Consider the following 26,517-nt stretch of genomic DNA (forward strand, 5'->3'; position numbering starts at 1 on the left):
GCCTGCGCATGCACCGCGCGGATCGCGCGGCAAACCGGTAATTCAGCGGGAAATTGCACGCGCAAGTTCCTGAACGTAGCTTCGGTCGTCATGACGGGGCGCTTTTCAACAGCCTGCTAGTGATAGTCCTGGTAATCGATCAGCACGGCGTCGGTACCATCAAAGCGAAACGTCATTCGCCAATTGCCGTTAACCGATACCGAAAAATGTCCTTCCAGGTCACCGTGTAGCGGCTGCAACTTCCAGCCCGGGACGTTCATATCGTCCGGGCCGCTCGCATCATCGAGTTGCCGCAACTGACGGGCTAGCCGTGGAGCATGGCGCGGTTGGATGCCGGCTTTGCTGCCTTTCTCGAAAAAGTCGCACAGACCCTTGTGCAGAAACGATTTGATCATGGCGCATTGTATTCTGTAGCGTCACACTGCACAAGTGTGGCCATGAATCAAACCTGAAAACACCAATGTCAGATTGCGCCAGGTCCGACTGGGGCTGGTGTCGACGTGCGCCAGGGCTGAATATTGAGTGCCGGCCGTCGTTCGATGGCGGCGGCTGGACACCCGGCAAAGTTCATTGGCGACCGCCTCGTAAAAAGACGATCGGCCCAAATCCGCGCCGCGCAAGCGCGCGTCAAATCATCTGCCGCACCGGCGCATACGCCGCGTCGAGCTGCTGCTTGAGCGGCGCCACCAGCGTATGCAACTGCCGTGCCGTCAGCCGCTGCTGATCGGCCTCGTCAAGCAGTGCCAACAAACCTTCCAACCCTTCGCTGACCACGGCCAATTCATGGCAGGGGGCCTGCACCGCGTCGTCGACCGTGGCGGCGAGCATTTCGAGTTCGGTGAGGATCGGTTGGGTGCAGGCAAGATCCAGCGTGGGCTGATTGGCGGGTTCGGCGAGCAGGTCGCGTTGGCGGGAGAGGGGGAAGGGGGGGTGGGCAGCAGGATGGCGAGCCATGGAATCTCCAATAGTAAACGCCGCCTATCGGGCGGCATCGACCGTCGATGTTCCGGCTCTCAACCCGGGTCGCCGCTGTTTCGGCAACGGGGCGATTTTTGGTGATTTGAACCGAGGTGTCAAGGCACGGGCACGCTGCCGACACCGTCATGCATCGCCACAATCGACGTGCCGCCCGAGCCCACTCTCGCCCCGCTGACCTGCCCCCGGCAAACAGGGCCATCCGGAGTCTAGCAAAGTTCGGGCTACCATTTTCCTCCCGTTTTCTCTCCGTGGCTCTCCATTTCTAGTGATCTGCATGCCGCTCAATCGTACCTGGGAGCCATGCGCTCGATCGAGCAACCAAATGATCAAGCACACGAGACATCAACGTTTGCACGGTGGCGTACCGGCTCTCGTGCACACTCTGAATCTCGCGTTCGGATTGGACGTATTGTCCGTTCGTCATTTCAGCCCTGCCGTGATCGAGCATACGGTCGATGCCAGCGCGCGTGACCTCCAGATGGAATTGCAGGCCGATCACATTCGAGCCTATTTGGAATGCCTGGTTTGCGCACGAGGTGCTACTCGCCAGGTGGACCGCGGTTGCCGGAAGGTCGAAAGTTTCACCGTGCCAGTGAAACACTTCGACCTCGGCAGGAAACCGAAATGCCGACGTCCCATGTGGTGTGCCCGATATCGTGTGCCATCCGATCTCTTTCTCTTTGGCCGCGTAGACGCGAGCGCCCAGCGCAGTTGCAATGAGCTGCGCGCCGAGGCATACACCCAGGACGGCAACGCCGCGTTCAATCGCCGTCGCAAGCAATAGCTTTTCGGGCCTGAGCCATGGCAGGGTCACTTCGTCGTTTACGCTCATCGGGCCACCAAGTGCGATCAAAAGGTCGAGATCAGCCAAATCGCCAATAGCGGGAAGCGCGGGCGATTCGTATAGATGGCTATAGGTGATCCGTGCATCCCGCTCGCGCAGCCATGCTTCCATGTTGCCCAATCCTTCGAATGACGCGTGCTGCAAAACATGTACCTTCATTTCTCATCTCTTCATCAGGATGTGTTCGAAATCCTTGAGCGCGGCCGCAGCCGTCGCAAGCGGACTGGTCCGGCACAGGGCAGTGATTTCGCCCATCGCATCGGAATGGACGCTGATCGCTTTCATCGATTCGCCGACCTGCGCGAACGGATGACTGCTGGGATAGATTCGAAGCGCTACGGCAGCCTTTGGAGATTGCTCGCCCGGAACGATTTCCCCAATGAGTTTGGGCACCAGGTTCTCAGATTTCCACGCGCGGATATCGTCCTGCGTGACATGGCTTATCCCTTGACGCTCGACATCGTTCAAGCGAATGTTGGCGCCGAGCGAAGCGTTGGCAATCAATGCGATCTTGCAGGCAGAGTCCCAGCCTTCCATGTCGAAATGCGGATCGGGTTCTGCCATGCCGCGTTGCTGGGCTTCCGACAGGGCATCCTGCAACTCAATGCCGTCCATCATTCGACTCAGCACATAGTTGGTAGTCGCCGTGAAAATGCCTTCTATTTTCAGGACACGACATCCAGCAAGGTTGTGCTCGATCAGGTCGAGCGTCGGCAGTGCCGCGGCGGTTGCGCCGCTAAACTTCAATGCGACGCCGTTTGCAGCGGCAAGCGTGCGCAGCCCAGCCAAGTCGAAGATCAACGCGCCCTTGGAAACTGCGATCGCATGCATTCCGTGCGACAGTGCGCTACGCAAATACGCATAGGGAGCGCCGCCGGTTTGGTAGTCGGTCGGTCCAGCGTCGATTAGCACGTCTGCATGAGTCCGTTCGATGAAGTCAGTGCCGGTCATTCCGGCTCGCAGCTCTCGTCGTTCGGACCCCAAAGGCCCTTGCAGGCCGTCGGGCTCATACAACCCCGCGCGTGAACCACAGACCGCGGTCAGCCGCACGTCGGCATCGTAGCGCTCGGCGTAATGATTTCGTCGCTGCTCAAGCAATCGAGCTATGTTCCGGCCAATTGCACCAAAACCGGAAATGGCGATATTCCAACGTTGCATGATTATCTTCTCGTCGCGTTACTTCGCAAACAGCATATCTAGGTTCGCGAAAGACTTGAATTCGAGTGCGTTGCCGCTCGGATCGAGAAAGAACATCGTGGCCTGTTCGCCCGCTTCGCCCTTGAAGCGAATGTACGGGTCAATCACAAACTGCGTACCGGCGGCCGTCAACCTGTCAGCAAGTGACGTCCACTGTTGCATCGTCAGAATCGCGCCAAAGTGACGTACAGGTACACCATGGCCGTCAACGGCATTGGTCGGACTGACGTGTACCTCGCTTGGTGCGAGATGCGCGACGATCTGGTGACCGAAAAGGTTGAAGTCAATCCAGTCAGGAGCGCTGCGCCCCTCGGAACATCCGAGCAGATCGCCATAGAACGCGCGTGCCTTCTCGAGGCTGTGGACGGGAAAGGCCATATGGAACGGCAAAAGAGGAGTATTCATTACGATGCCAATTCAGGAGGTTAAGGAAGAGACCGGTTTGGTGAAGATATGGGAAGCATTTTAGGCATGAGATAATTCGATGTATAACGATAGATTTCATGCCTCAGACCCACATTTATTGATCAATGGAGTTATGCTCAGAGAGCTCAAGACATTCCTTGCCGTCGTGCGGTACGGCACTTTTGCCCGCGCCGGCTCGCAGATTGGACTGACGCAGTCGGCCGTCAGTGCGCAGATTCAACGTCTGGAACATGACCTAGGCTTCACTTTGTTCGACCGCACCGGCCGCTCTGCCATTCTCAATGCAGCGGGTAAGCGGACTGTCGACGTCGCCAAGGAACTGCTGGCCGTATATACGCGACTCGCCACGCAGGGTGCTGCGGGCGAGAGCGTTGGCTTGCTGCGTGTCGGGGCAATCGCGTCAGCGCAGCAAGCGTTGCTGGTCGGCGCGATCCAAAAATTTCGGACAGCTTCGCCGGGCTGGAGAATTTCCGTATCGCCGGGCGTATCGTTGAATCTGCTTGCGCAGGTCGATTCGGGCGAACTTGACCTGGCCGTCATCATCAAGCCGCCGTTCGCGTTGCCACCCGGGTTGAAATGGCATTCGCTCGTCAAGGAGCCTTTTGTGGTTCTGGTTCCGCGCAGGCTCGCGAAAGAATCGTGGCGAGTGCTGCTCGCTCGCGAACCGCTTATTCGCTATGACAGAAATTCGTTCGGTGGACGGCTTGTGGACCGTTTCCTCAAACGTCTGCGCATCAATGTGGACGAGGTGGCGGAGCTCGACGAATTGCAAGGTATCGTGGGACTCGTGAAAGCGGGAACGGGCATCGCGATCGTGCCGCAAGCAGCGACGTTGCATATACCGCCAGGCGTACAAACGCTTTTACTAGGCGACGACACCTTTTACCGTGACGTCGGAATCGTTGCCAGGACGACAGGTGACCAGCAACGTGCTTCGAGCGAGTTCGCAGGCTGCTTGGTCGAGACGGTGACTCGAAGTGAGCTCAAGTGATCAAACGCGAACAGCGGCGCCATACCCTATATGGTTGCTTGAGTCGTAAATCGGTCGCTGGAAGTAGCGCAAGCTAAATCTCCCTTTGATTGAAATAAGAAAGCGATCCGTGGGGTTTGAGGTAGACGACGCCCGCGAAATAGCGGCACGAACCGAGGTATGAGCGCATGGACGGCCGGGGCGCGGTCATTTGCCGGCCCAGAGCAGATGTTTGCCGGGTGCGTCGCTAAGACATTCAGACGTGACCAGGTGCCTGCGCACGGAGACTCGCGAGAGCCGGACGCTCATCTAAGGATGATCGGTGCCAATTTCGTCCGATCGAGGACATTAAGCGGGATCACCCCTTAGAGGCAGCCCGCCCTTGGAGAGTAACATCCGCCAGTGCCTTGAATATAGCCGGTGTATGTTCTAGGCGGGCGATCGTCCGCGCGCCTTCGAGGGCGGCTACCAATGCGGCAGCGGTAGAGGACGCGCGCGCGGGAGCAAAGCCACACCCCCTGAAATGCTCCGCAATAACCTCGGTCGACTCAACAAATCCGCGCGCTACCCGTTTGGTCAGCTCAGCGTCCAGCGCGGGAAGCTCATTCGCCAAATTTTGCATTAGACATCCATACTGGAAGTCAGAGGCGACCATTTCGTTCGCGAATGTGCTGAAAATCTGCTGAACGAAATTCAAAGCATCACCCGCCGTATTCGCCGAGATGCTCCGCAATACAGCAATACGATTCGCAATGTAATTATCGATTGCTTCTTCTGCGAGTTGTGCCTTGCCGCGCGGAAAGTGAAAGTAGAACGATCCCTTAGGCGCGCCGCTTTCTTCAAGGATTTGGGTCAATCCGGTCGCAGTGTAGCCTTGGATGCGAAACAGTCGTTCGGCGGTGGCAATGGCGCGAGCGCGGGCGTCGGTCTTACGTGGCATGCAGCAAATTTAACACGTTTCGCTTGACGTTACTATGGCGATCGGCATACTATGTCGATCGCCATAGTATGAGCTCGGCGATGCCCATCTATCAAATCTTAAGCCCAGGCGGTTTGTTCAGTGGCGCGCCTCCTACTCGGATTGTGGTTGGAATAGCTAGTGACGAAGTACGTGGGTTTCGTCGTTCACTCTGTGCCGAGCCTCTCCGTTTTGAGGCCGATGGTCCTCGATTGCTCGGCCGCCGAGTGAATTGCTGGTCGCGTGCATCGTCGCTGAAGGCGCATAGGACCCTTGCACGCAGACGGTGCGTTGCGTCATGAATCATTCATTTGGTCTCAGGCCATCGGCGTCCCGACGAGCCATCTTGGCAGTGGGCGCGGCCGGCCTGATTGCGGCTTTGCTTCGATCCGCCCGCGCAAACCCTATAAGGAAGGAACTGATTTGGACACATTAACCTATGGCGAGGGAACGCTTCCCAAGGGGCTTCGCTCGCGCATGATTCATCGGGTCAACGGCCTCGATGTGCATATTCTCGAGGCCGGGTACGAAAGTCAGGGCCGGCCGCTCGCGCTGCTGTTGCACGGCTTCCCGGACTTGGCGTACGGCTGGCGCCACCTGATGCCTATCCTGGCCGACGCTGGGTACCATGTCGTGGCCCCCGACCAGCGGGGGTTTGGCCGCACCACCGGTTGGGTGAACGACTATGACGCTCAGCTAGCGCCCTTCAGCCTCCTGAATATGACGCGGGACGCACTCGGTCTGGTCTCTGCGTTGGGATATCGGCGTACGGCAATGGTCGTCGGGCACGACCTCGGCTCGCCTGTTGCAGCCTACTGTGCGCTAGCCAGACCTGACGTCTTTCCCTCAGTGGTTTTGATGAGCGCGCCGTTCCCAGGTCCACCAGCTCTCCCCTTCAACACCGCGCAAAGCGATGTATCGCCAGTTAAACCGAACGCGGGCAATCAAAATTTAGCGGCCGCGCTGGCGGCGCTCAGCCCGCCTAGAGAGCACTACCAGCAATACTTGAGCACACGGAAGGCAAACCAGGACATGTGGCACCCCCCTCAAGGCTTGCACGGGTTCCTTCGAGCATTTTTCTATGTCAAGAGCGCAGACTGGCCGTGGAACAGGCCGCATCCGTTAAACGCGCCAACTGCAACAGAACTTGCACAAATGCCCACCTATTACGTCATGGATCTCGGCAAGACGATGCCCGAGACCGTCGCCCCATTTCAACCTTCCGCCGCCGAGATCCTGGCCAGCAAATGGCTCACCGAGCCGGAACTTGAGGTGTATGTGGAAGAGTATGGCCGCACTGGGTTTCAAGGCGCTCTGCAGGCTTATCGCGTGTTTTCCGATCCCGACTTAAACGCTGAGTTGCACCTATATTCGGGCAAGACGATCGATGTCCCGTCGCTCTTCATCGGTGGGAAAAGCGATTGGGGCACCTATGCAGCGCCGGGCGCGCTTGACCTTATGAGCACGAGGGCGGCGACGAGAATGCATGGCGTCGAGCTGATTGACGGCGCCGGTCACTGGATCCAACAGGAGCAGCCGATTCGGCTCAGCGAGCTCCTGCTCACTTTCATCAAGGAGGTTGGCGGGGTGGATCACGCCAGTTGTTAGGTCGGGGACCGCACGCTCCGCGACTTCAGCTGCGTTCCGATCACCATGAGTCTGGCTAGATCCACTCGACGACCGAAAGACGTTCCGCATCGGACACTTATTTCGTGTCGCTTCCGGTGATTGCTTCGGGTTTGCGTCGTGCAAAGGCGGTGCTTTCCAGAGGGCGCAAGGCCCCGCACGGCAACCGTCCCAGTCGGAAACAGCCAGCGCAGCAACAGTGGGCAGCGCAGCGGTGAAAATCTTCGGTGATGCGTATCACGAATTGGTGACAGCGCAAGTGCGCCGGCCGTAACGTGAGTGAACACCGTGCGGTGCGGTGCGCAGTTCGGGCGACACTTCGACCAGCGCGCCGGTTTCGAGGTGCTGCGCGAGCGTAGCCGTCGCCGCGGGCAGCGTGCATTGCACCATCTGGCGGTCACAGGTTCATAGTTCGTTGATCTTGCGTGCCGCAGCGCGCCAGATAGCTCGTGCCGGCCGCGTTGATCATGCGCGATTCGCCCAGCGGCCAGGCAATCAACGTTTCATCGATGCCCAGCCCCGGGCAATCAAGCAACCGAATCTATCGAGCCGCCTCGCCCAACCCGGCCATCAACACATACTTCACTTGCACATACTCCTCGATGCCGTAATAGCTGCCTTCGCGCCCGTAGCCGGACTGCTTGACCCCGCCAAACGGCACGGAAGCGGTGCCCACCGAGCCTGAGTTGAGGATCACCATGCCGGCCTCGATGTCGCGCGAGAGCCGGAATGCCCGGCCGAGATCGCGCGTGAATGCGTAGGCGACCAGGCCGTATTCGGTGGCGTTGGCGCGCGCGATGACTTCGTGCTCGGAGGCGAATGTGTAGACGGGGAAGACCGGGCCGAAGATTTCAGTCGAGCAGATCTCCATGTCGTCGGTGAGGTGGGTGAGGATGGTCGGTGCGTAGAAGAGCCCGCCGTTGTCGTGTCGCCGCCCGCCGAGCAGCGTCCTGGCGCCGCTTTGCTGCGCCTGTTCAACGAGCCGCGATACCTTGTCGAGCGCGGCCTGGTTGATCAGCGGCCCTACCACGAAGTCGGGCTGCAATCCCTGGTCGACGGGGATTGGCTCGACGGCTTCCTTCAAGCGCTGCACGAAGCGATCGTGAATGCCGGCCTGCACGTAGATGCGGTTCGGCGAGATGCAGACCTGGCCGGAGTTGCGCAGCTTGGCGGCAACCAGTCCTGACAGCGCCTGTTCGATGTCGGCATCGTCGAACACGATGAACGGCGCGTTGCCGCCGAGTTCCATGGTCAGTTTTTTGAGCGTATCGGCGCTTTGCCGGGCGAGCAGCCGGCCGATTTGGGTCGACCCGGTGAACGAGATCTTCCGGATGCGCGGGTCGCCGGTCATCAAGCCGCCGATGGTGGCGGGGTCGCCGGTCACCATTTCTAAAACGCCCTCGGGAATGCCGGCGCGTCTCGCGTATTCAAGCAGCTTGTAGGCGGTCAGCGGCGTTTCCTCGGCCGGCTTGATGATGATCGTGCAACCGGCCGCGAGGGCGGTGGCGACCTTGCGCGCAATCATCATGAACGGGAAATTCCATGGCGTGATCGACGCCACCGGGCCGATCGGTTCCTTGACGACCAGCACGGCGGCATCGGCGGCGTGCGATGGAATGGTGTCGCCATATACGCGCCGGGCTTCTTCCGCATACCATTCGATGAAGCCCAGGCCGTAGTCGATTTCGCCGAGCGCTTCGCTCAGGCACTTGCCGTTCTCGCGCGAGATCAGTTCGGCGAAGTCCTGCCTGTCTTGCCTGACCAGCTCGAACCACTTGCGCAGCAGGTCGCTGCGCTGCCTGGCCAGGGTTCGCGACCATGCATGGAACGCCGCGCAGGTGCGATCGATCGCCTCGCGCACTTCCTGCTCCGAGTGGTGTTTGACGTGGCCGACGATGCTGCCGTCGGCGGGGTTTCTTACTTCGATCATGACGTATCCTTGAGTCCGTGTCGGGATGGCGATTGCCGCAAGCGCGCGCAGTGCGCGAGAGCCGTTAACCGGCGCCTCGACGTCGCTACCGGCGTTCGCGGCAATCTTGCGGAAATGTTATGGGCGCCGGCCGGCGCGGCAAACGCGCATTCGTCTGTGATTCTTGCCTGATCCTATGAGCGGCTGGTGCTTTGCTCGGCTGCATGCGAAACTGCACCGGTCGACCGCTACGGTTTGTCTTTCCGCCGCCATGGACCCCGCATCCAAACGTCAAGAGCACCTGCGCCAACAGATGATCGATCTGTTGCTCGAGCTCGCGCCCGATGAGGGCTATAACCTTTCCCCGCTGCCCGATATTCGCTTCCTGCGTTCGAACCGGTCGTTGACCCGAACGCCAGTGCTCTATGAGCCGGGCATCGTGATCGTGTGCCAGGGGCGCAAGCGCGGTTATTGGGGCGATCAGGTTTATCTTTACGATGCCCAGCGATATCTGGTGGTCTCGGTGCCGTTGCCGTTTTCGATGGAGACCGACGCGAGCGAGGCCGAGCCGTTGCTGGCGATTTATTTGCGGCTGGATTTCGGCATGGCCGCCGATTTGCTGCTGCAGCTCGAGGAGCACGAAGCGCTGACGCCGATGCCGCCTCGCGGCATGGCGACCACCCGGCTCGATATCCCGCTGGGGCAGAGCGTCTTGCGTTTTTTGCAGGCCATGTTGAATCCTCTCGAGGCGCAGATCCTCGGGCCGGCGCTGGTGCGGGAAATCTATTTCCGGGTTTTCATGGGCGAGCAGGGCGGCTCGATGCGCGCCGCGATCAGCCGCCAGGGCAATTTCGGTCGCATCTCCCGCGCGATCCGCAAGATTCACACGAGTTTTGCGCAACCGCTGACGGTCGAAGAACTCGCCGCCGAAGCGCGCATGAGCGTACCCACCTTCCATGTGCACTTCAAAGCGGTGACCGATACGTCGCCGCTGCAATACATCAAGTCCACGCGCCTGCACCAGGCGCGGCTTCTGATGGCGCGGCACGGCATGACCGCGGCGGCCGCCAGTGGCCAGGTCGGTTATGAAAGCCCGTCGCAATTCAGCCGCGAATTCAAGCGGTTGTTCGGCGGCAGCCCGTTGCAGGAAATCGCGCGCATGAAGCGCAATTTCGCGCTGCCCGACGAAGGCGCGCCGTCGATTTTTGTTTCCTCGCATTAACCCATACTCTCCGGACAACCATCGACCATGGCCCGCCGCGACTCGCTACCGCCACTCAATCCGACCCGCGCTTTCGAAGCGACCGGGCGTCTGCTCAGTATTTCGAAGGCGGCCGACGAATTGGCCGTGACCCCGGCGGCGGTGAGCCGGCAGGTCAGGGCGCTCGAGGATTTTCTGAAGGCGCCGCTGTTCGAGCGGGTGCGCGGCGGCCTCGTGTTGACCGCGCTGGGCGCCCGTTATCTTTCCGATTTGATGCCGCTTTTCGCCACGCTGCGCGAAGCGACGGAGGCGGTGATGTCGGGCAGCCCGGGCGGCAACGTGCTGCGCATCCGCTCGCCGGCCACGTTCGCGGTGCGCTGGCTGATTCCACGGCTGGCGAGCTTTCACCGCCTCAATCAAAACATCGATGTGCAATTGACCACGTCGTCGGTACCGCTGAACTTCGCGCTGGAAGACATTGACGCGGGCATCCAGCTGGGCGACGGCGACTGGCCGGGGATGAACACGCAGCGCCTGATTCCCAACGAACTGGTGCCGGTAGCCGCGCCCACCCTCGCCTTGAAAAAGCCGAGGCAGCTCGAAAAACAAACGCTGCTACATTCGCTCGCGCGCGCCGACGACTGGGGGCTGTGGCTGGCCGCCGCGGGCGTGCCGAGAATCAACGCACAGCGCGGCATGCGCTATGAGACATCGCTGCTGGCCTACCAGGCGGCGATCGAGGGGCACGGCGTGGCGATCGCACAGAAGGCGCTGGTAGATAAGGATCTGGCCGACGGCACGCTGGTGATCCCGTTTGGACCGACACTCGATCGCGGCGCATACACCTACTATTTCGCATGGCCCTCGGGCAAGCGGCAGACCGCAGCATTGCGCGCGTTTCGCGAATGGCTTGCCACGGTGGTGCACAGCTAGCGCTTGCGGTGCGGCACATGGCTTTACAAAAAGTCAAAAGGTACGATCGATAAAGTCGTTTGTCCGCGCTGCGTGCGCTCTCTATCCTGTTTTCAATGGCTGCGAATGACATTCGTGTCGCCGATTCGCAGCGCGGAACTGGATAGGAAAAAATGATAAGAGACAGTCTTCGAGGCATACGCGTGCTGGATTTTTCGCACGTGCTGGCCGGGCCCGTTTGCTCCATGATGCTTGCCGATCTCGGTGCGGACGTGGTCAAGATCGAGCCGCCGGCCGGTGAGCTGGGGCGCAAGATCGGCCCGCCATGGATCAACGGCGAGAGCGTCGCCAATCTCAGTGTCAATCGCAACAAGCGCAGTCTGGCGATCGATCTGAAAACCGAGGCTGGCCAGCGAACGATAAGAGAGATGGTCCGGCGGGCCGACGTGATTGTCGAGAACTTCCGGCCCGGCGTCATGGCGACGTGGGGTCTGGATTATGCGTCGCTCGAAGCGACTCACGGCAAGCTGGTCTACTGCTCGATCTCCGCGTTCGGACAAACCGGTGCTGCACGCAGTCGCCCGGCCGTCGACGGCATCATTCAGGCCGCCAGTGGGCTGATGAGCACGCTCGGTGAGCCCGGTTCGGCGCCGTTGAAGGTTCCGGTGCCGGTCGCCGACATGGTGGGCGGCTATATGGCCACCATTGCCCTGCTCGCGGCACTGCACCAGGTCCGATGCGGTGGTGCTGGCCAGCATCTGGACATCAGCTTGTTTACGGCGGCCGTTACGCTGCAGCAGGTCGGCTTCACGTCGTTTCTCGCCTCCAGTATCGATCCCGAAAAGGTCGGCAGCGCGGCGCCTTATGCGTCTCCCAACGAGGCGTTCCAGACCCGCGACGGCTGGCTGATGATTGCCGCCTATCACCCGCACCGATGGGCGTCGCTTTGCGAAGTGCTGGGCTTGCCGCATCTCGAATCCGACCCGCGCTTTGTCACCAACACGGATCGCGTGCGCAACCGGGCTGCCCTGCGCCGCGCGCTGGACGAATGCTTCGTGACCCGCACCACATCCGAATGGATCGACCTGTTGGCCGCTCGCGACATCCTGTGCGCTCCGGTTTCGACGTACAGCGAGGTGGTGGATTCCCGCGAGTATCGCGAAAGCGGAATCGATTCGAGCTTCGATCATCCGATTGCCGGCAAGGTGCGGCTGCCGGGCTTCGCGCTCGGCAAAAGGGACGATCCGCGTGCGGCGGACGTCGCCGCGCCGCTCGTCGGGCAGCACTCCATTCAAGTCCTCGAGGAATACGGCGTTGCCAATGAAGAGATCGCCGAGTTGCTCGGCCAGGGCGTGATACGGACCGCCGCCGCGCAAGATGCGCCGGCCTCTTTGTAGGAGGTGGGTATGAAGCGCGCTCCCGTAATTATCGAGAATCATCGAAATGTCGCCTTGCTCAGGCTGGCATCGGACAACCCTTTGAACCCGCTCACGGATGACCTGGTTGATGCGTTAGGCGATGCTCTCGGCCGGATCGATGCCGACGACGCCGTGCATGCCACTGTCATCACCGGTTCGGACAAGGCATTTGCAGCCGGCGCCGACATTGCGGCGATGTCGGTGCTGAATTACGCCGATGCCTTTCAATCGGACTACGTCGGCCGGAACTGGGATCGCATCCGTGCCCATCGCAAACCGCTGGTTGCCGCGGTTCAGGGGTATGCGCTGGGTGGCGGATGTGAGCTGGCAATGATGTGCGACATCGTGATCTGCGCGGAAGATGCCACGTTCGGCCAGCCGGAAGTCAAGCTGGGCATCGTGCCCGGCGCGGGCGGCACGCAACGCCTGCCGCGCGCCGTGGGCAAGTCGCTGGCGATGCAGATGTGCCTGAGCGGCGTGTCGATTTCGGCACGGCAGGCCCTGGCCTCCGGCCTCGTCTCCGGGGTCGTCGCCCGCGAGCGACTGGTTGCCGAGGCGCTCGATATCGCCGGCTCGATCGCAAGACACTCACTGCCGGTCCTGATGGCGATCAAGGAAGCCGTGGGCCGATCCTTCGAGTCGTCCCTGGGCGACGGGCTGTTATTCGAGCGACGGCTTTTTCATGCTGGCTTCGCGTTGCACGACCAGAAGGAAGGCATGGCGGCGTTCCTGCAGAAGCGAGCGCCGGAATTTCTCAACAAGTGAGTATCGGAATGAACGGTTACCCAATGAACACCATAAGCGATGACACGACGGCCGACGGGGCGCAAGGCGAGGGCCTGGTCACGACCCGCGTCGTCAATGGCGTGATGGCCATCACACTGAATGAACCGAAAACCGGCAACGCGCTCGATGTCGCAATGACCGAAACGCTGGCGGACGCGCTGGAGCGCGCGAGCGGTCTGGCGAGCGTGCACTGCGTTCTGCTGAGGTCCTCGGGCAGGCATTTTTGCACGGGCGGCAATGTGAAGGATATGGAGGCCGGCGCCGATCTGATGCAAGGCTCGGTCGAGGCCGTCAGGGAGCGCCTCGCCGGGAGCCTGCATCGCATTACCCGCGCGTTGCATGCGCTGCCCGTGCCGTCCATTGCCGCGGTCAATGGCGCCGCGGTGGGCGCCGGATTCGATATCGCATTGATGTGCGATTTGCGCATTGCCGCGGAAAATGCGCGCTTCGCGGAGAGCTTTCTGCGGCTCGGCCTGGTCTCCGGCATCGGCGGCGCCTGGTTCCTCGCCCGGATCGTCGGCGTGGCCAAGGCGATGGAGTTGACGCTGACCAGCGAATTCATCGATGCGCATCGCGCGCTCGACGTCGGTATCGTCTCGCATGTCGTGGCCGACGACGCGCTGGAAGCCCAGGCGCAACTGCTTGCCGAAAAAATCGCCGGCAGCCCGCCGCATGCCTTGCGCATGGCCAAGCAACTGGTCCGCCAATCGGCGGAGGCAACGTTGCCGGCGGCGTTGGAGATGGCCGCGTCGATGCAGGCCATTCTCCTTTGCGGCGAAGAGCACAAGGCCGCGGTTCGCCGGTTTCTCAGGTAAAGCGTCGGCAGACGACGCGTTCTATGTAACGCAAACAAAAAAACAGTGGAAGGAGACAGTCATGAACACGCACCATCGCCAACCGGCGACGCTACGGCAAATGTTGAAGATCATCACGACCTCGAGCCTGGGAACGATGCTCGAGTACTACGACTTCTTCGTGTACGTCGCGCTGACGGGCACGCTGACGCATTTGTTTCTGCCGTCGGAGGACCGCACCGTCGCCGCGCTCGCGGGCGTTGCCACCTTTGGCATCGCCTATCTGGCCAGGCCAATCGGCACGATCATCTTCAGCCCCATGGCGGATCGGATCGGGCGCAAGAAGACCTTTGTCATCACACTGGCGTTGATGGGCATCGCGACGGTCGGCATCGGTTGTTTGCCGACTTATGGCGCGCTCGGAGTGGCGGCGCCTGTCGCGTTGCTGGTGCTGCGCATTACGCAAGGTATTGCGCTCGGCGGGGAGTATGGATCGGCTGTCGTCTACGTGGTCGAATACGCACCGCAGGACAAGCGCGGCATGTTCACGAGCGTGTTGCAGAGCACGGCCGGGGTCGGCCTGTTGCTCGCCCTGGCGATCGTGTCGGCATTGCGACTGACGCTCGACGCCCACGCATTCGCCGCCTGGGGCTGGCGCGTGCCGTTCCTGGTCTCCGCGCCGATTGTCGCGATTGCAACGATGATTCGGCTGGGCATGAAGGAGACGCCGGTGTTCGTGGAGATGCAGGCAAGCGGGCGTTTGTCGAAGGCGCCCCTGTCCGACACGGTGACGAGCAAAACCTCATGGAAAGCCATTCTGGTGGCGATCTTCGGCGCCCAGGGGGGTACCTCGGTATCGTTGTACACGTCGATTGTCTACATGCTGTACTTTCTGCAGAACGTGCTCAAGGTCGAACCGACGCACGCCAGTCTTTGCGTGGCGGTCGGCATCGTGATCGCCACGCCGATGTTCCCGGTGTTCGGCCGCCTGTCCGATCGAATCGGGCGAGCACGCGTCATGTTCATCGGCATCCTCGCATGGATGGCCTGCGCGTATCCGGCCTTTGCGGGGATCCGCACAGGGGTGCTCGACGGCGCCTGGGGTGTGGTCGCGGCACTTATCACTGTGCTCGCCGTGCTGACCGCCATGATCATGGCGCCGCTACCCGCATTTATCGCCGAGTGCTTTCCGCCTCAGAGCCGGACGACCGGATTCGGACTCGCGCAGCAACTCGGCAACATCCTGTTTGGCGGATTCCTGCCGCTGATCAGCCTGTCGCTGGTCGCGCTGACCGGCAATCAATTGGCAGGGGTCGCCTATTCGATTACGTCACTGGTACCTTGCCTTGCCGTTACCTACTTCTGGGGATTCAAGCGGGACCGGGCCAAAAGCCGGGCGGAGTTGATGACGGCGCCGGCACCCGCAGGCGACTGATCCACCGGAAAAACCTTGCGGTCACTGTTGGGCCCGGCGCACACAGCGACGATCCACAAATTGCCGCCGCGTCGCCGGTTCGCTCACGCAGGTGCCCCGGGGCTGGCCCGGCCCATCCGATTCACTCATGCCTGAGCGCCTCGATCGGATCAAGCCGAGCCGCGCGGCGGGCCGGAAAATAGCCGAAGACCACGCCGATGGCCGCGGAGAAGGCGAAGGACAGGAGGTTGATGCCGGGGTTGAAAACGTAGGGCACCTGCATGACGCCGGCCAGGAAGATCGACGCTCCCGTGGCGATGGCGATGCCGATCAGGCCGCCCAGGCTGGAGAGCACGACCGCTTCGATCAGGAACTGCAGCAGCACCTCGCGCTCCAGCGCGCCGATGGCCAGGCGGATGCCGATCTCACGGGTGCGCTCGGTGACCGACACGAGCATGATGTTCATGATGCCGATGCCGCCCACCAGCAGGCTTACCGCGGCCACCGCGCCGAGCAGGGTGGTGAGCACGTCGGTGGTGCCGGACAGGGCTTCGGCGATCTGTTTGGTATCCATGACATTGAAGTTGTCGTTTTCATTCGCCGCAATGTGGCGCCGTTCCCGCAGGAGCAGTTGGAGCTGGCTCTGCACCTTGCTGGTGGACACGCCGTCCTTGACCGACACGATCAGCGTGCCCACGTCGAGGCTTCCGGTCAGGCGCCGCTGCACGGTGCGCAGGGGCATGACCACCACGTCGTCCTGGTCCTGGCCCATGCCCGACTGTCCCTTGGCCTTGAGCAGGCCGATGACGTTGCAGGCGAACTGCCTGACGCGGATGCTGCTGCCGATGGGGCTCTGGCTGCCGAACAGTTCCTTGCGCACCCGCTCGCCGATCACGCATACGGCCGCGCCGGCGCGCTCCTCGCCTTCGTAGAAGGTGCGGCCGGCGGCCAGCGTCCAGCCCCGCGCCGTGAACCACGCATCGCTGGTGCCCTGCACCGTGGTGGACCAGTTGTTGGCGCCGGCCACCACGGTGACCATGGTGCTGGCGATGGGGGCGACGGCGGCCAGGCCGGGGATCTGCGCCTTGATGGCGTTGACGTCGGCGAGCTTGAAGCTGGGCGCGCCGGCGGAGCCCTGGCCCGGGCCAAGCCGCTGGCCGGGCCTGATCATGATCAGATTGCTTCCCAGGCTGGCCACCTGGGCGGCGACGGCGCGGGTGGCGCCGTTGCCCAGGGTGACCATGGTGATCACCGCCGCGACGCCGATGACGATGCCGAGGATGGTGAGGAAGGAGCGCATCAGGTTGCGCCGGATCTCCCGCAGGGCGATCAGCAGCGTGTTCCGGTTCATGGCGCGGCCTTCCTTTTGTCCTTGTCGCTCTCCACCATGCCGTCGACGAAATACACCTGCCGGTGCGCATATTCGGCCATGGGCGGCTCGTGGGTCACCATGAGGACGGTGATGCCCATGTCCCGGTTGAGCGCCGCCAGCAGTTCCATGATTTCGTGGCTGCGCCGGGTGTCGAGGTTGCCGGTCGGCTCGTCCGCGAGCAGCACGGTGGGCCGGGTGACGATGGCCCGGGCGATGGCCACGCGCTGCTGCTGGCCACCGGACAGCTCGGCCGGGGTGTGCTCCTCCCAGCCGGCCAGGCCCACCTGTGCCAGGGCAGCGCGCGCGGTGGCGTGGCGGCTGGCCGGCGTCTCGCCCCGGTACAACAGCGGCAGCTCCACGTTCTCCAGGGCGGTGGTGCGGGCCAGCAGGTTGAAGCCCTGGAACACGAAGCCCAGGTAGTTGCGGCGCAGCAGGGCGCGCTGGTTGCGGTCGAGCTGCTCCACGCGGATGCCCTTGAACCGGTAGACGCCGCTGGTCGGCGTGTCAAGGCAGCCGATGATGTTCATCACCGTGGACTTGCCCGATCCGCTGGGACCCATCACCGCCACGAAGTCTCCCGCTTCGATGGCAAGGTCCACGCCGCGCAGCGCCTGGAAGGCCGCCGGCCCTTGGCCATAGGTCTTGGTGACCGCCTCCAGGGCGATGATGCGGGTATCGGCCGCCGCCTGCTCGCTCATGGCCGGGCCGTCGACAAGGCGTCGGTGATGACCTGCATGCCGGCGCGCAGATCGCCGCCGCTTACCTGGGTCTGGCTGCCGTTCGTGTAGCCGACCGTGACGTCCATCGGCACGGCCTGTCCGTTCTGCAGCACCCAGACGCGCTGGCTGCCTTCCTTCTTCTCCCTGGCCAGCTTCTTCTGCGGCTGCATCGGCGGGCGCGGCATCATGGCGGAGAGCAGCCCGCCGGACTTCCTGGCCGCAGTGGCGGTCTCCGCGGGGCTGAACCGAAGTGCCGCGTTCGGCACCAGCAGCACATCCTTCAATTCCACCGTGGTGATCTCGGCCGTCGCCGTCATGCCCGGCCGAAGGCTCAGATCCTGGTTGTCCACCTGCAGGGTCGTGAGGTAAGACACGACTTTGTCCGTGGTCTGCGAGCCGAAGCTCACGCGGGTGACGCGGGCCTGGTATTTGCGGTTGGGCCAGGCATCCACGGTGAACACGGCGGACTGCCCGTCCTTGACGTTGCCGACGTCGGCCTCGTCCACATCCACCTGCAGCTCCATCTTGGACAGATCTTCCGCGAGGGAGAACAGCACCGGGGTCTGCATCGTAGCGGCCACGGTCTGGCCCGGGTCCACTTTGCGGGTCAGCACCACGCCGTCGATCGGCGAGTGGATGTAGGCCTTGGACAGGGTGGTTTCCTCGGCGCGCAGGGCGGCCCTGGCCTGCATTACCGACGCCGCGGCGCTGGCTTCGTCGGCAATGGCGCGCTGCACATCGGCCGCGGCGATGTCCAGCTCCTGCCTGGAAGGCACCTTCCCGCCGGACAGCTCGGCAACCTGCCGGTAGCGGGCCAGCGTCGCCTTCGCCTGGGCGACCGTGGCGCGCTTCTGCTGCACCGTCGCGTCGGCTGCCGCCAGCGTCGCCCTGGCCTTGGCCACGGCGTCCCGCTGCCTGGAGGTGTCCAGGCTTGCCAGGAGCTGGCCCTTCTTCACCCGGTCGTTCACGTCCACGTCGACCTCCTCGATGGTCCCGGACACCTCGCTGCCGACTTCGACTTCATTGGTCGGCGCCAGCGTGCCGGTGGCGGACACGGTGACGGTCAGGTCGCCCTTGCGGGCCTCCGTGGTCTGGTAGCGGGGCGCCTGTGCATCATTGCCCGATCCAAGAAAGAAGAAGGCCAGGGCAGCCACGGCGAGGATGGCCGCTGCCCACCACCAGAGGCGGCGGCCGGCCCATCGTCGCATGCCCGAGCGCAGGCCCAAGGTGGCCTTGATGTCGTCGGGAGACGGGTTTTTCGGTGGGTTCATGCTGGTCTGCCTGTGTTCTGGGTCGGGATGGTTCGTACATTCACTCGGGCCGCTGCTTCGTGCCTTGCAGCGTGTTGCTGTTGCGCCAGCCGCCGCCGAGAGCCTTGTAGAGCTGGATCAGGGAGGTGGCGGTGTCCGCCTCGCTGCTCTTCAGGCTGTCCTGCACCAGGAGCAGGGTCCGCTGGCTGGTGAGCACGGTCTCGAAATCGACCAGGCCGGCGGCATATTGCTGCTGGGCCAGTTGCTCGGCATTGGCGGCGGACCTGGCCGCGATCCTGAGCGCCTGCACCCGGCCGCGGCCGTTGGCCAGGGCGGTCAGGGCATTTTCCACATCGCTCAAGGCGGTCAGCACGGTGGCCTGGTAGGCGGCCAGCGCCTGAGCCTGCACGGCGCTCTGAACTTCCACCTGCTGTTTGAGGCGGCCGCCGTCGAACACGGTGCCGGCCAGGCTCGCCAACAGCGAGCCGGCCGCAGCGTTGCCGCCGCTCAGGCCGCCGAGCGTCAGGGATTCGAGGCCGAGGGATCCGCTCAACGTCAGGTTGGGATAGCGGTGCGCCTGGGCGACGCCGATGCGCGCGGTTTCCGCAGCCAGGGTGCGTTCGGCGGCCCGAACGTCGGGGCGCTGCCGCAGGGTGTCCGCAGGAATGCCCACTGCGACCGCCTCCGGCACGGCGGGGATGTTCTCCGGCGGGTCGAGCAGGGCGTTCAGGCTGCCGGGCGTCTTGCCGAGCAGGACCGCCAGGCGGTTCGTCGTTGCGGCCACGCTGGTCTCGAGCGGCAGGATGCTGGCCCGGGTCTGCTCGAGGTTGGTGCGGGCCTGCTCCACGTCGAGGCTGGTCACCAGGCCCGCCTGCGCGCGCCATTCGGCGATCTGCAGGGTTTGCGCCTGGGTGGCCTCGTTGGCCCTCGCAATCGCCAGACGTCCCTGGTAGGCGCGCAGTTCCACGACGTTGACGGCCACTTCCGCCACGAGTGAAACCTGGGTGGCGTGCAAGGACGCCTCGGTGGCTTCCAGGTCCGCCTGCGCCGCCTCGGCGCCACGCCGCTGTGCGCCGAAGATGTCCGGCTCCCATGCCGCGTCGAAGCCGGCGCTGAAGTAGTTGCGGGAGCCTGCCGTGCCGGTCGTCCCGCTGAACTTGCTGTGCTGGGCCGCGCCTGATGCGCTGACGGTAGGATAGAACTGGGCGCCGGCCAGGGCGCGCAGGGCCCGGGCTTGCCGCAGCCGGGCGCGCGCCGCCGCCAGATCGGTGTTGGATACGAGCGCCTCGGTGATCAGGCGCTCGAGTACGGGGTCGTGGAACTGCGTCCACCACTGGGCCAACGCGTTCGCGTCGACGGCGCCTGCCTGATGGGCGGCATGCCAGTTCTCGGGCACCGCGATGTGTGGCTTGCTGTAATCGGGACCGACCGCGGCGCAGCCCGACAGCAGCAGGGCGATGACCGCCATGCCGGCCGGCATGGCGCCTCGTCTCCACCTGGATGCAAGCGTCGCCGCAACCGATCTGCGATCCGTCGAGCGTGCCGCCGGCGTGGCGCCGATGCTCGACGTGCGGGCCTTCGTTGCGCGCTTACCCACCCACTCAACCCGCCACCCTGAACGCCAGCACCGGCAGGTCATCCATTTGCAGCACTTCGGCCTTGACGGGCACCGGGCCGCGCTCGAAGAGCTGGCGCAGGTCTTCCGGCGCGGCCTTGACGCCGAGCACGATGGCCTGGACGATCGGGCCCTCCTTGAGCTGGATGTGGCCGTAGACGTAGGGCGCGATTTTTTCGAAGCGCGGGTGGCAGGCCGGCGTGATGTTGTGCGTGGCAAACAGCAGCGTGCCCTCGCCGCTGAGTTCCGCGGGCTCGACGTTCCAGCTGCCGCAATGCTCGCAGCAGCCGGTCGGCGGGAACGTGTAGCGCCCGCACGACTTGCAGGCGATGGCGCGAAACACGCCGCTGGCGAGCCCTTCGTAGTAGGAGCGGATGGTGTTGGGCTGTTCGGTAGCGTTTTGCATGTCAGAGACTCCCGAGAACGACCACGGTGCCGATCATGGCGTAGCCGTGGGTGTGAATGACGGAGACCCGGGGCGGCCTGGGAATCTGCCGTGCGCCTGCCTTGCCGCGCATTTGCATCACGGCCTCGTAGGTATCGGAGCCGGCGCTGGCCGCCCACGCATGCCCGAACGCATGGCGCCCGCCGTGGGTCGACATGGGCCGGTTGCCGTCAAAGCGCAGGCGTCCGTCGCGCGCGGCGGCGAGGCCTTTGCCCGCGTCGAGGTAGCCGATCGTCTCGGCGGTGCAAATGCTCGAGATGTGCGAGCAGTCGTGCGTGTGCAGATAGTCGATGTCGGCCGCCTTGATGTTGGCCATGCCGAAGGCCGCGTCGATGGCCCGCTTGTCGAATTCCCAGTAGGTCGGGTCATCGCCGTACCACGGCAGGTCGCTGTAGCTGATGCCGAATCCCTTGAACTCGACCGGCTCCGTTTTGCCGCGCTTGGCCAGGTCGGCGCGCGTGAGCACCATGGCCGAGGCGCCGTCGGCCGTGGTCACCAGGCTCAGCAGCCGCGACGGCCAGGCGACGAACGGATTGTGCTTGTCCGATCGCCAGTAGTCGTACGGGTCGGAGAAGCCCTCGCGCGCGGCGCGATCTTCCAGCTTTTCCTGGATGTTGGCCTTGGGATTCATCGCGCCGTGCATGCGCCGCGTGCGGCAAAGTTCGAACATGCCCCGGTCGAAATCTTCGATCGAGATGCCGTATTTGCGGCAGTAGCCGAGCGCGACCAGGCCGTTATACGTCGAGAAAATGTCATAGCCCTGCGGCACGCCATAGGCCTGGTTGACCGCCATATCGGTCCATAGCCAGGTCTGCTGGTGCGAGATGGGCTCGCGCTCGTACGGACTGTATTGCTTGACCTTGGTGCGCGTGGTCTCCACGCCGTAGACCAGGACCGTGTCGTAGACGCCGGCGGCGATCGCCATGGCGGCCAGCGAAGCGCCGACGTTGGTGGTCGAGCATTGTGCCTCGAAATGCACGCCGGCCTTGAACTGCGTGCCGGTCCATTTGGAGAGCTGCGTATAGGTGCCGGGCAACTGCGAGCTGGCGACCATGGCATTGCCGGCGCACACGGCATCGACGTCCTGCGCGCTGATGCCGGCGTCGTCGAGCGCTTCCTTGACCGCACGCGCGGTGAGCTCCTGGAGGCTCGTTCCCTTGAGCTCGGGCGTCTCGAGCAGGTCGCCAAAACGAGAACAGCCGACACCCGAAATCGCCACTCGTTCGCGTAAAGTGTTTCTCATGGAAATGCCTCCTTGAATGGTTCACGCAGCGCTATCTGAGCACCGGCCAAGGGGGGGTGGTTTGATGCACGTCAATCGCGCCGTGATTTTCATCGGCCGCGGGCAAGCGGGTCTTTTTGCGGACGCGCGTCGTCAGAAGCGGCGCTTGCCGTGAGCGGCGGCCGCCTCGTCGAGCAGCCAGTCGCGAAATGCGGCGAGTTTGGGCAGGCTCGCGCCGTCGGCGCGATACACCACGTAATAGGCCAGCGGCGAAGCGAACGTGATGCCCGCAAACAGGCGCACCAGCCGGCCGGTGGCCAGGTCGTCGCCGGCCATCACGCTGCGCGCCAGCGCAATGCCATGGCCGTCGATGGCCGCCTGCAGCACGGCGGCGGAGTTGTTGATTTTCATGCCGCGCATGGTCGCCACGCCCGTCACGCCGGCTTTTTGCAGCCACATGTCCCAGGTGGGAAAACCGGTGGCGGCGTCCATCGAGAGATCGTGAATCAATGTCTCGCGCGCCAGCGATTCCGGCGTCTGCAAGCGGCCGCGCCGGTGCAGCAGCTTGGGCGAGCAGACCGGATACACTTCCTCGTCCATCAGCTTGACCGCGCTCAGGCCGGGCCAGCGGCCGGTGCCATAGCGCACGCCGATATCGACGCCCAGCGCGACGAAATCCACCGGCTTCAGATTGGTGTCGAGCCGCACGTCGGTATCCGGCCACGCGGCCTGGAAGCGCTCGATGCGCGGCAGCAGCCATTTGGCCGCGAACGCGGGGCTCACGGCCACCGTCAGCATCCCGCTGGTCGACTCCTCCCTGAGCCGCTCGAGCCCCAGGGTCAGGCGATCGAAACCCGCGCGAATGTCGGGCAGGGCGCGCTCGGCGGCATCGGTCGGCACCAGCCGCACGCGCCCGCTCGCGGTGCGGTGAAACAGCGTCACGCCCAGCGAATCTTCCAGCGTGCGCACCAGTTGCCCCACCGCGGCGGGGGTCACATGCAATTCGGCTGCGGCGGCTGCAAAGCTTCGATGGCGGGCGCTGGCCTCGAACGCGCGCAACGCGTTCAGATGAACGGGAGATTTCATGGAGCTAAAGATTTTCTATCGATGCCGGATACTTTATCTCGTTTGCCGGCTGGCGGGAATCGATGAAAAATATCACTCACGGTCTGCCTGGCGGGGCGGGCGGCGGCGGTACGCCGCAGGCCCGCGGCCGGGCAGGGTAGGCAGATAGTTTTCCTTTTCGACAATCATGCGGATCAATGACGACTTTTCCCGTTGGGCGAGCGTGACGCCGCGCGAGTATCGCTGGGTGACGTCGCCGCAGGGCGGCGTCGAACGCGTGATGCTGGATCGCATCGGTGGCGAGCAGGCACGCGCGACCAGCATCGTGCGCTATGCGCCCGATTCGTTTTTTCCGCGCCATGAGCATCCGGCCGGCGAAGAGATCCTGGTGCTCTCGGGCGTGTTCTCCGAAGAGGGCGAGGATTATCCGGCGGGCTGGTACCTGCGCAATCCGCCGGGTTCCGGCCATTGCCCGTCGAGCCGCGAGGGCGCGCTTATCTTCGTCAAGCTGCGGCAGATGCTGCCCGACGAGCGCCTGAGCGTACGCATCGACACCCGGGATCCGGCGGCGTGGCAGCGGCGGGAGGGTGTCGACGTCTGCCCGCTTTTTTCCAATGCGGTGGAGCATGTCAGCCTGCGGCGCGCGGCGCCCGGCGCGACGGCCCTGGCCGCATCGAAGCGCGGTGTCGAGCTGCTGGTATTGGCCGGCGCGGTCGTGATCGGCGTGCAGTCCTACGAGCGCGGCAGCTGGGTGCGGTCGCCGCGCGGCGCATGCCCGGCCGTCTTGGCTGGCGCGCACGGTGCGATGTTTTACGTGAAAGAGACCGAGGCGGCTTACCACCCGAGCGGAGCACAGCCATGACGGCAACGCGCATCGCCATCGTGGGCGCCGGCGTCGCCGGCCTGTATGCGGCGTCGCTGCTCGAGCAGCAGGGCATGCACGACTATGTGGTGCTGGAGGCGCGCACGCGGCCGGGCGGACGCATTCTGTCGGCCTCGCTGTCACCCACGCCGGGTGCCGTCGACACCATCGCGTCGGGCGATCGCGATCGCTTCGACCTTGGGCCGACGTGGTTCTGGCCGGCGCTGCAACCCGAACTCGACGCGCTGGTAACGCAGCTTGGCCTGGCGCGCTTCCCGCAGCACGAGTCTGGCGACATGGTGGCGGAGCGCTCGTTGCACGAGGGGCCGATGCGCATGCGCGGCTATGCGACGTCGCCGCAATCGATGCGCCTGGTGGGCGGCATGGCCGCCCTGACCGACGCGCTGCGGCGGCAGTTGCCGCCATCGCGGCTCGCGCTGGGCACGCGGGTGCGGCAGATGCGTCGCGCCGAGTCGCACGTCGAGCTGAGCGCCGAGGATGCGCAAGGGCGGTTGGTGACTTATCGCGCCGAGTCGGTGCTGCTGGCGGTGCCCCCGCGTCTTGCGCTCGCCACGATCGATTTTTCGCCGGCCTTGCCCGAGCCGCTCGCGCGCGAGTGGCGCCATACCGCCACCTGGATGGCCGCGCATGCCAAGTATGTTGCCGTGTACGATGCGCCGTTCTGGCGTGAGCGCGGCCTCTCGGGCGAGGCCCGCAGCGCCTGCGGCCCGCTCGTCGAAATCCACGACGCCTCGATGCCGGGCGGCCATGCCGCGCTGTTCGGCTTTTTCGGGATCGCCGCGTCGGCGCGCCGGCGTTTGTCCGACGACGCGTTGCGCGAGCACTGCCGCGCACAATTCACACGGCTCTTCGGCGAGCCGGCCGCGCGGCCCCGCGACGAATTCGTCAAGGATTGGTCGGCGGACGCGCTGACCGCGATCGCCGAGGATCTGGATGGCCCGGCCGGGCATGCCGCCGCGCCGGCGGCCACGGCCGGCGCGGGCGTCTGGCGCAACGCGCTGATTGGCATTGCAAGCGAATGGTCGCCGCAATTCCCCGGCTACGTCGCGGGCGCGATCGAGGCGGCCAGTGCGGGGCTGCGCACGGCATTGGGCCACGCCCCTACAATGCGGTAACAACCGATGGGTGCTGAGGCCGATGCAATGCGGCATCGGCGGCCGTGCAAACGACACTGGGGAACGTCAACGTGAAAAGTACCAGCAGGGCCACGCAGGTCACGATGCAGTGCGTTGCCCACCGGGGCGCGCGGAGTGCTGCCGTGGGCCGCCGGGCCAGGGCGATGGGGAAGACGCATCGTGCATTCTGACGACAGCCTGTACACCCACGCCAGCGGCAACGTCGCACGACTCACGATCGCGCAGGCGCTCGCCGGCGCGAATTCGACCGTGGTGTATGCGACGGGCTCGATTGTCGGCGACGCACTGGCACCCAATCGCGCGCTCGCGACATTGCCGATTTCGATATTCGTGGTGGGCATGGCGGCGTGCTCCTTGCCGGCAGGGGTCGTCGCTCAGCGGTTCGGGCGCCGGGCCGCGTTTTTGCTGGGCACGGGGTGCGGCGTGCTGGTCGGCCTGCTCGCCGCGCTTGCCGTCGTACTGGGCTCGTTTGCGCTGTTTTGCACGGCGATGTTCTTCGGCGGCGCCTATGCGGCGGTGGTGCTTTCTTTCCGGTTTTCAGCGGCCGATTGCGTGCCGCCGGACCGCCGCGCGCGGGCATTGTCGTTCGTGATGGCCGGCGGCGTGGTGGCCGGCGTGATCGGGCCGCAACTGGTGAACGTCACGATGAACCTGTGGACGCCGCACACCTTCGCAGTGACGTTTCTGGCGCAAGGCGCGGTCGCCGTCCTCGCGGCGCTCGTGCTATCGGGCGTGCGCATTCCCTTACCAGTATCGGCGTCGGCGTCGGTGAGAACGGCGGCGACTGTCGGCCGCCCGATGCGCGAGATCGTTCGCCAGCCGCTGTTCGTCACCGCGGTGAGTTGTGCCGCCGTGTCCTACCTGCTGATGAATTTCCTGATGACGGCGGCGCCATTGGCGATGCAGATGTGCGGCCTGACGCAAAAGTCCGCCAACCTGGGCATTCAGTGGCATGTCATCGCCATGTACGCGCCCAGTTTCTTCACCGGCCGCCTCATTGCGCGTTTCGGCGCGCAGCGGGTCGTCGTCACGGGGCTTACGCTCATCGGATGCGCCGCGGCGATTGGCCTCGCGGGCGTCGACGTCGCGCATTTCTGGCTCACGCTCATCCTGCTGGGCCTGGGCTGGAATTTCGGTTTCGTGGGCGCATCGGCGCTGGTGCTCGAATGTCATCGCCCCGAAGAGAAGGCCCGCGTGCAATCGCTGAACGACTTTATCGTGTTCGGCACCATCGCCGTCGGCTCCTTCCTGTCAGGCGGGCTGCTGACCGCGTATGGATGGAGCGCGGTGCTGGGGGTGTCCTTCGTTCCGCTGGCGCTGGTGATCTGCGTGCTGGCCTACTCGGCCGCGACGCGTCGCGGCGGGATGGCCGCCTGA

The 26,517-nt window shown here is 64.0% G+C and carries 27 protein-coding genes; 11 read left to right on the forward strand and 16 right to left on the reverse strand.

Annotation, left to right across the window (positions count from 1 at the left end):
- Positions 1 to 116: 116 nt before the first annotated feature.
- The 5 genes from EPN80_RS20715 to EPN80_RS20735 form a co-directional block, all read right to left on the reverse strand.
- Complete coding sequence (locus EPN80_RS20715; RefSeq protein WP_293031875.1) at positions 117 to 395, reverse strand: type II toxin-antitoxin system RelE/ParE family toxin; 279 nt, start codon at positions 393 to 395, stop codon at positions 117 to 119.
- A 232-nt stretch (positions 396 to 627) separates the two neighbouring features.
- Entirely contained in the window at positions 628 to 954 is a 327-nt protein-coding gene (locus EPN80_RS20720; RefSeq protein ID WP_293031877.1) for a DUF1484 family protein, read from the reverse strand.
- Between the two features lie 286 nt (positions 955 to 1,240).
- Entirely contained in the window at positions 1,241 to 1,933 is a 693-nt protein-coding gene (locus EPN80_RS20725) for a type 1 glutamine amidotransferase (protein WP_293031879.1), read from the reverse strand.
- Positions 1,934 to 1,984: 51 nt separating this feature from the next.
- Complete coding sequence (locus tag EPN80_RS20730) at positions 1,985 to 2,980, reverse strand: homoserine dehydrogenase (protein ID WP_293031881.1); 996 nt, start codon at positions 2,978 to 2,980, stop codon at positions 1,985 to 1,987.
- Between the two features lie 18 nt (positions 2,981 to 2,998).
- Entirely contained in the window at positions 2,999 to 3,430 is a 432-nt protein-coding gene (locus EPN80_RS20735; RefSeq protein ID WP_293031998.1) for a VOC family protein, read from the reverse strand.
- A 127-nt stretch (positions 3,431 to 3,557) separates the two neighbouring features.
- Here EPN80_RS20735 and EPN80_RS20740 point away from each other — a divergent pair, with 127 nt between their 5' ends.
- Complete coding sequence (locus tag EPN80_RS20740; protein ID WP_293031883.1) at positions 3,558 to 4,436, forward strand: LysR family transcriptional regulator; 879 nt, start codon at positions 3,558 to 3,560, stop codon at positions 4,434 to 4,436.
- 337 nt (positions 4,437 to 4,773) lie between these two features.
- Here EPN80_RS20740 and EPN80_RS20745 read toward each other — a convergent pair whose 3' ends face one another.
- Positions 4,774 to 5,355 (reverse strand): TetR/AcrR family transcriptional regulator, encoded by a 582-nt coding sequence (locus tag EPN80_RS20745; protein ID WP_293031885.1) that lies wholly within the window; start codon positions 5,353 to 5,355, stop codon positions 4,774 to 4,776.
- A 495-nt stretch (positions 5,356 to 5,850) separates the two neighbouring features.
- Here EPN80_RS20745 and EPN80_RS20750 point away from each other — a divergent pair, with 495 nt between their 5' ends.
- Positions 5,851 to 6,981: an alpha/beta hydrolase gene (locus EPN80_RS20750; protein WP_293032000.1), complete on the forward strand. Its 1,131-nt coding sequence runs from the start codon at positions 5,851 to 5,853 to the stop codon at positions 6,979 to 6,981.
- A gap of 255 nt (positions 6,982 to 7,236) precedes the next feature.
- Here the strand turns inward: EPN80_RS20750 and EPN80_RS20755 are convergent, their stop codons facing one another.
- Genes EPN80_RS20755 through EPN80_RS20765 form a run of 3 tightly spaced genes read right to left on the reverse strand, consistent with a single transcriptional unit; the run spans position 7,237 to position 8,929 of the window.
- Positions 7,237 to 7,389, reverse strand: a complete 153-nt coding sequence (locus EPN80_RS20755) for a hypothetical protein (RefSeq protein ID WP_293031887.1) — start codon at positions 7,387 to 7,389, stop codon at positions 7,237 to 7,239.
- A gap of 7 nt (positions 7,390 to 7,396) precedes the next feature.
- Positions 7,397 to 7,534, reverse strand: a complete 138-nt coding sequence (locus EPN80_RS20760) for a hypothetical protein (protein WP_293031889.1) — start codon at positions 7,532 to 7,534, stop codon at positions 7,397 to 7,399.
- A 6-nt stretch (positions 7,535 to 7,540) separates the two neighbouring features.
- Entirely contained in the window at positions 7,541 to 8,929 is a 1,389-nt protein-coding gene (locus EPN80_RS20765; RefSeq protein ID WP_293031891.1) for an NAD-dependent succinate-semialdehyde dehydrogenase, read from the reverse strand.
- 250 nt (positions 8,930 to 9,179) lie between these two features.
- On the opposite strand from EPN80_RS20765, the gene EPN80_RS20770 reads away from it, so the two are divergent.
- From EPN80_RS20770 to EPN80_RS20795, 6 genes are all read left to right on the forward strand, one after another.
- Positions 9,180 to 10,130: an AraC family transcriptional regulator gene (locus EPN80_RS20770; protein ID WP_293031893.1), complete on the forward strand. Its 951-nt coding sequence runs from the start codon at positions 9,180 to 9,182 to the stop codon at positions 10,128 to 10,130.
- Positions 10,131 to 10,157: 27 nt separating this feature from the next.
- Positions 10,158 to 11,042 carry a LysR substrate-binding domain-containing protein gene (locus EPN80_RS20775; protein WP_293031895.1) on the forward strand — a complete coding sequence of 295 codons (885 nt, stop codon included), beginning with the start codon at positions 10,158 to 10,160 and terminating at the stop codon, positions 11,040 to 11,042.
- 152 nt (positions 11,043 to 11,194) lie between these two features.
- The gene (locus EPN80_RS20780; protein ID WP_293031897.1) at positions 11,195 to 12,418 is read left to right on the forward strand and encodes a CoA transferase; all 1,224 of its coding nucleotides are present in this window, start codon (positions 11,195 to 11,197) and stop codon (positions 12,416 to 12,418) included.
- Between the two features lie 9 nt (positions 12,419 to 12,427).
- Positions 12,428 to 13,204, forward strand: a complete 777-nt coding sequence (locus EPN80_RS20785; RefSeq protein ID WP_293031900.1) for an enoyl-CoA hydratase-related protein — start codon at positions 12,428 to 12,430, stop codon at positions 13,202 to 13,204.
- A gap of 23 nt (positions 13,205 to 13,227) precedes the next feature.
- Positions 13,228 to 14,040 carry an enoyl-CoA hydratase-related protein gene (locus EPN80_RS20790; protein ID WP_293031902.1) on the forward strand — a complete coding sequence of 271 codons (813 nt, stop codon included), beginning with the start codon at positions 13,228 to 13,230 and terminating at the stop codon, positions 14,038 to 14,040.
- A 61-nt stretch (positions 14,041 to 14,101) separates the two neighbouring features.
- Positions 14,102 to 15,454, forward strand: coding sequence for an MFS transporter (locus EPN80_RS20795; RefSeq protein ID WP_293031904.1), 1,353 nt, complete (start codon positions 14,102 to 14,104; stop codon positions 15,452 to 15,454).
- A gap of 121 nt (positions 15,455 to 15,575) precedes the next feature.
- On the opposite strand, the gene EPN80_RS20800 is transcribed toward EPN80_RS20795, so the two are convergent.
- The 7 genes from EPN80_RS20800 to gcvA form a co-directional block, all read right to left on the reverse strand.
- Positions 15,576 to 16,784, reverse strand: coding sequence for an ABC transporter permease (locus tag EPN80_RS20800; protein ID WP_293031906.1), 1,209 nt, complete (start codon positions 16,782 to 16,784; stop codon positions 15,576 to 15,578).
- On the reverse strand, positions 16,781 to 17,503 hold the full coding sequence (locus EPN80_RS20805; protein ID WP_293031907.1) for an ABC transporter ATP-binding protein: 723 nt from the start codon (positions 17,501 to 17,503) through the stop codon (positions 16,781 to 16,783). The genes EPN80_RS20800 and EPN80_RS20805 overlap by 4 nt, the downstream gene beginning before the upstream one ends.
- A complete protein-coding gene (locus EPN80_RS20810) occupies positions 17,500 to 18,795 on the reverse strand; it encodes an efflux RND transporter periplasmic adaptor subunit (protein WP_293031908.1) in 1,296 nt (431 codons plus the stop codon). The genes EPN80_RS20805 and EPN80_RS20810 overlap by 4 nt, the downstream gene beginning before the upstream one ends.
- 40 nt (positions 18,796 to 18,835) lie before the next feature.
- Entirely contained in the window at positions 18,836 to 20,254 is a 1,419-nt protein-coding gene (locus tag EPN80_RS20815; protein ID WP_293031910.1) for an efflux transporter outer membrane subunit, read from the reverse strand.
- Between the two features lie 121 nt (positions 20,255 to 20,375).
- Positions 20,376 to 20,795 carry a zinc ribbon domain-containing protein gene (locus EPN80_RS20820; RefSeq protein WP_293031912.1) on the reverse strand — a complete coding sequence of 140 codons (420 nt, stop codon included), beginning with the start codon at positions 20,793 to 20,795 and terminating at the stop codon, positions 20,376 to 20,378.
- A 1-nt stretch (position 20,796) separates the two neighbouring features.
- Entirely contained in the window at positions 20,797 to 22,077 is a 1,281-nt protein-coding gene (locus tag EPN80_RS20825) for a thiolase family protein (protein WP_293031914.1), read from the reverse strand.
- 132 nt (positions 22,078 to 22,209) lie between these two features.
- Positions 22,210 to 23,142 (reverse strand): transcriptional regulator GcvA, encoded by a 933-nt coding sequence (gene gcvA, locus EPN80_RS20830; RefSeq protein ID WP_293031915.1) that lies wholly within the window; start codon positions 23,140 to 23,142, stop codon positions 22,210 to 22,212.
- A gap of 166 nt (positions 23,143 to 23,308) precedes the next feature.
- Between gcvA and EPN80_RS20835 the strand changes: the two genes are divergently transcribed.
- The 3 genes from EPN80_RS20835 (at position 23,309) to EPN80_RS20845 (ending at position 26,517) form a co-directional block, all read left to right on the forward strand.
- Entirely contained in the window at positions 23,309 to 23,983 is a 675-nt protein-coding gene (locus tag EPN80_RS20835) for a cupin domain-containing protein (RefSeq protein ID WP_293031916.1), read from the forward strand.
- The gene (locus EPN80_RS20840) at positions 23,980 to 25,119 is read left to right on the forward strand and encodes an FAD-dependent oxidoreductase (protein ID WP_293031917.1); all 1,140 of its coding nucleotides are present in this window, start codon (positions 23,980 to 23,982) and stop codon (positions 25,117 to 25,119) included. The genes EPN80_RS20835 and EPN80_RS20840 overlap by 4 nt, the downstream gene beginning before the upstream one ends.
- Positions 25,120 to 25,299: 180 nt before the next feature.
- Complete coding sequence (locus EPN80_RS20845; protein WP_293031919.1) at positions 25,300 to 26,517, forward strand: MFS transporter; 1,218 nt, start codon at positions 25,300 to 25,302, stop codon at positions 26,515 to 26,517.

It is taken from the genome of Pandoraea sp. (assembly GCF_004297875.1).
In the GTDB taxonomy this organism is placed as follows: domain Bacteria; phylum Pseudomonadota; class Gammaproteobacteria; order Burkholderiales; family Burkholderiaceae; genus Pandoraea.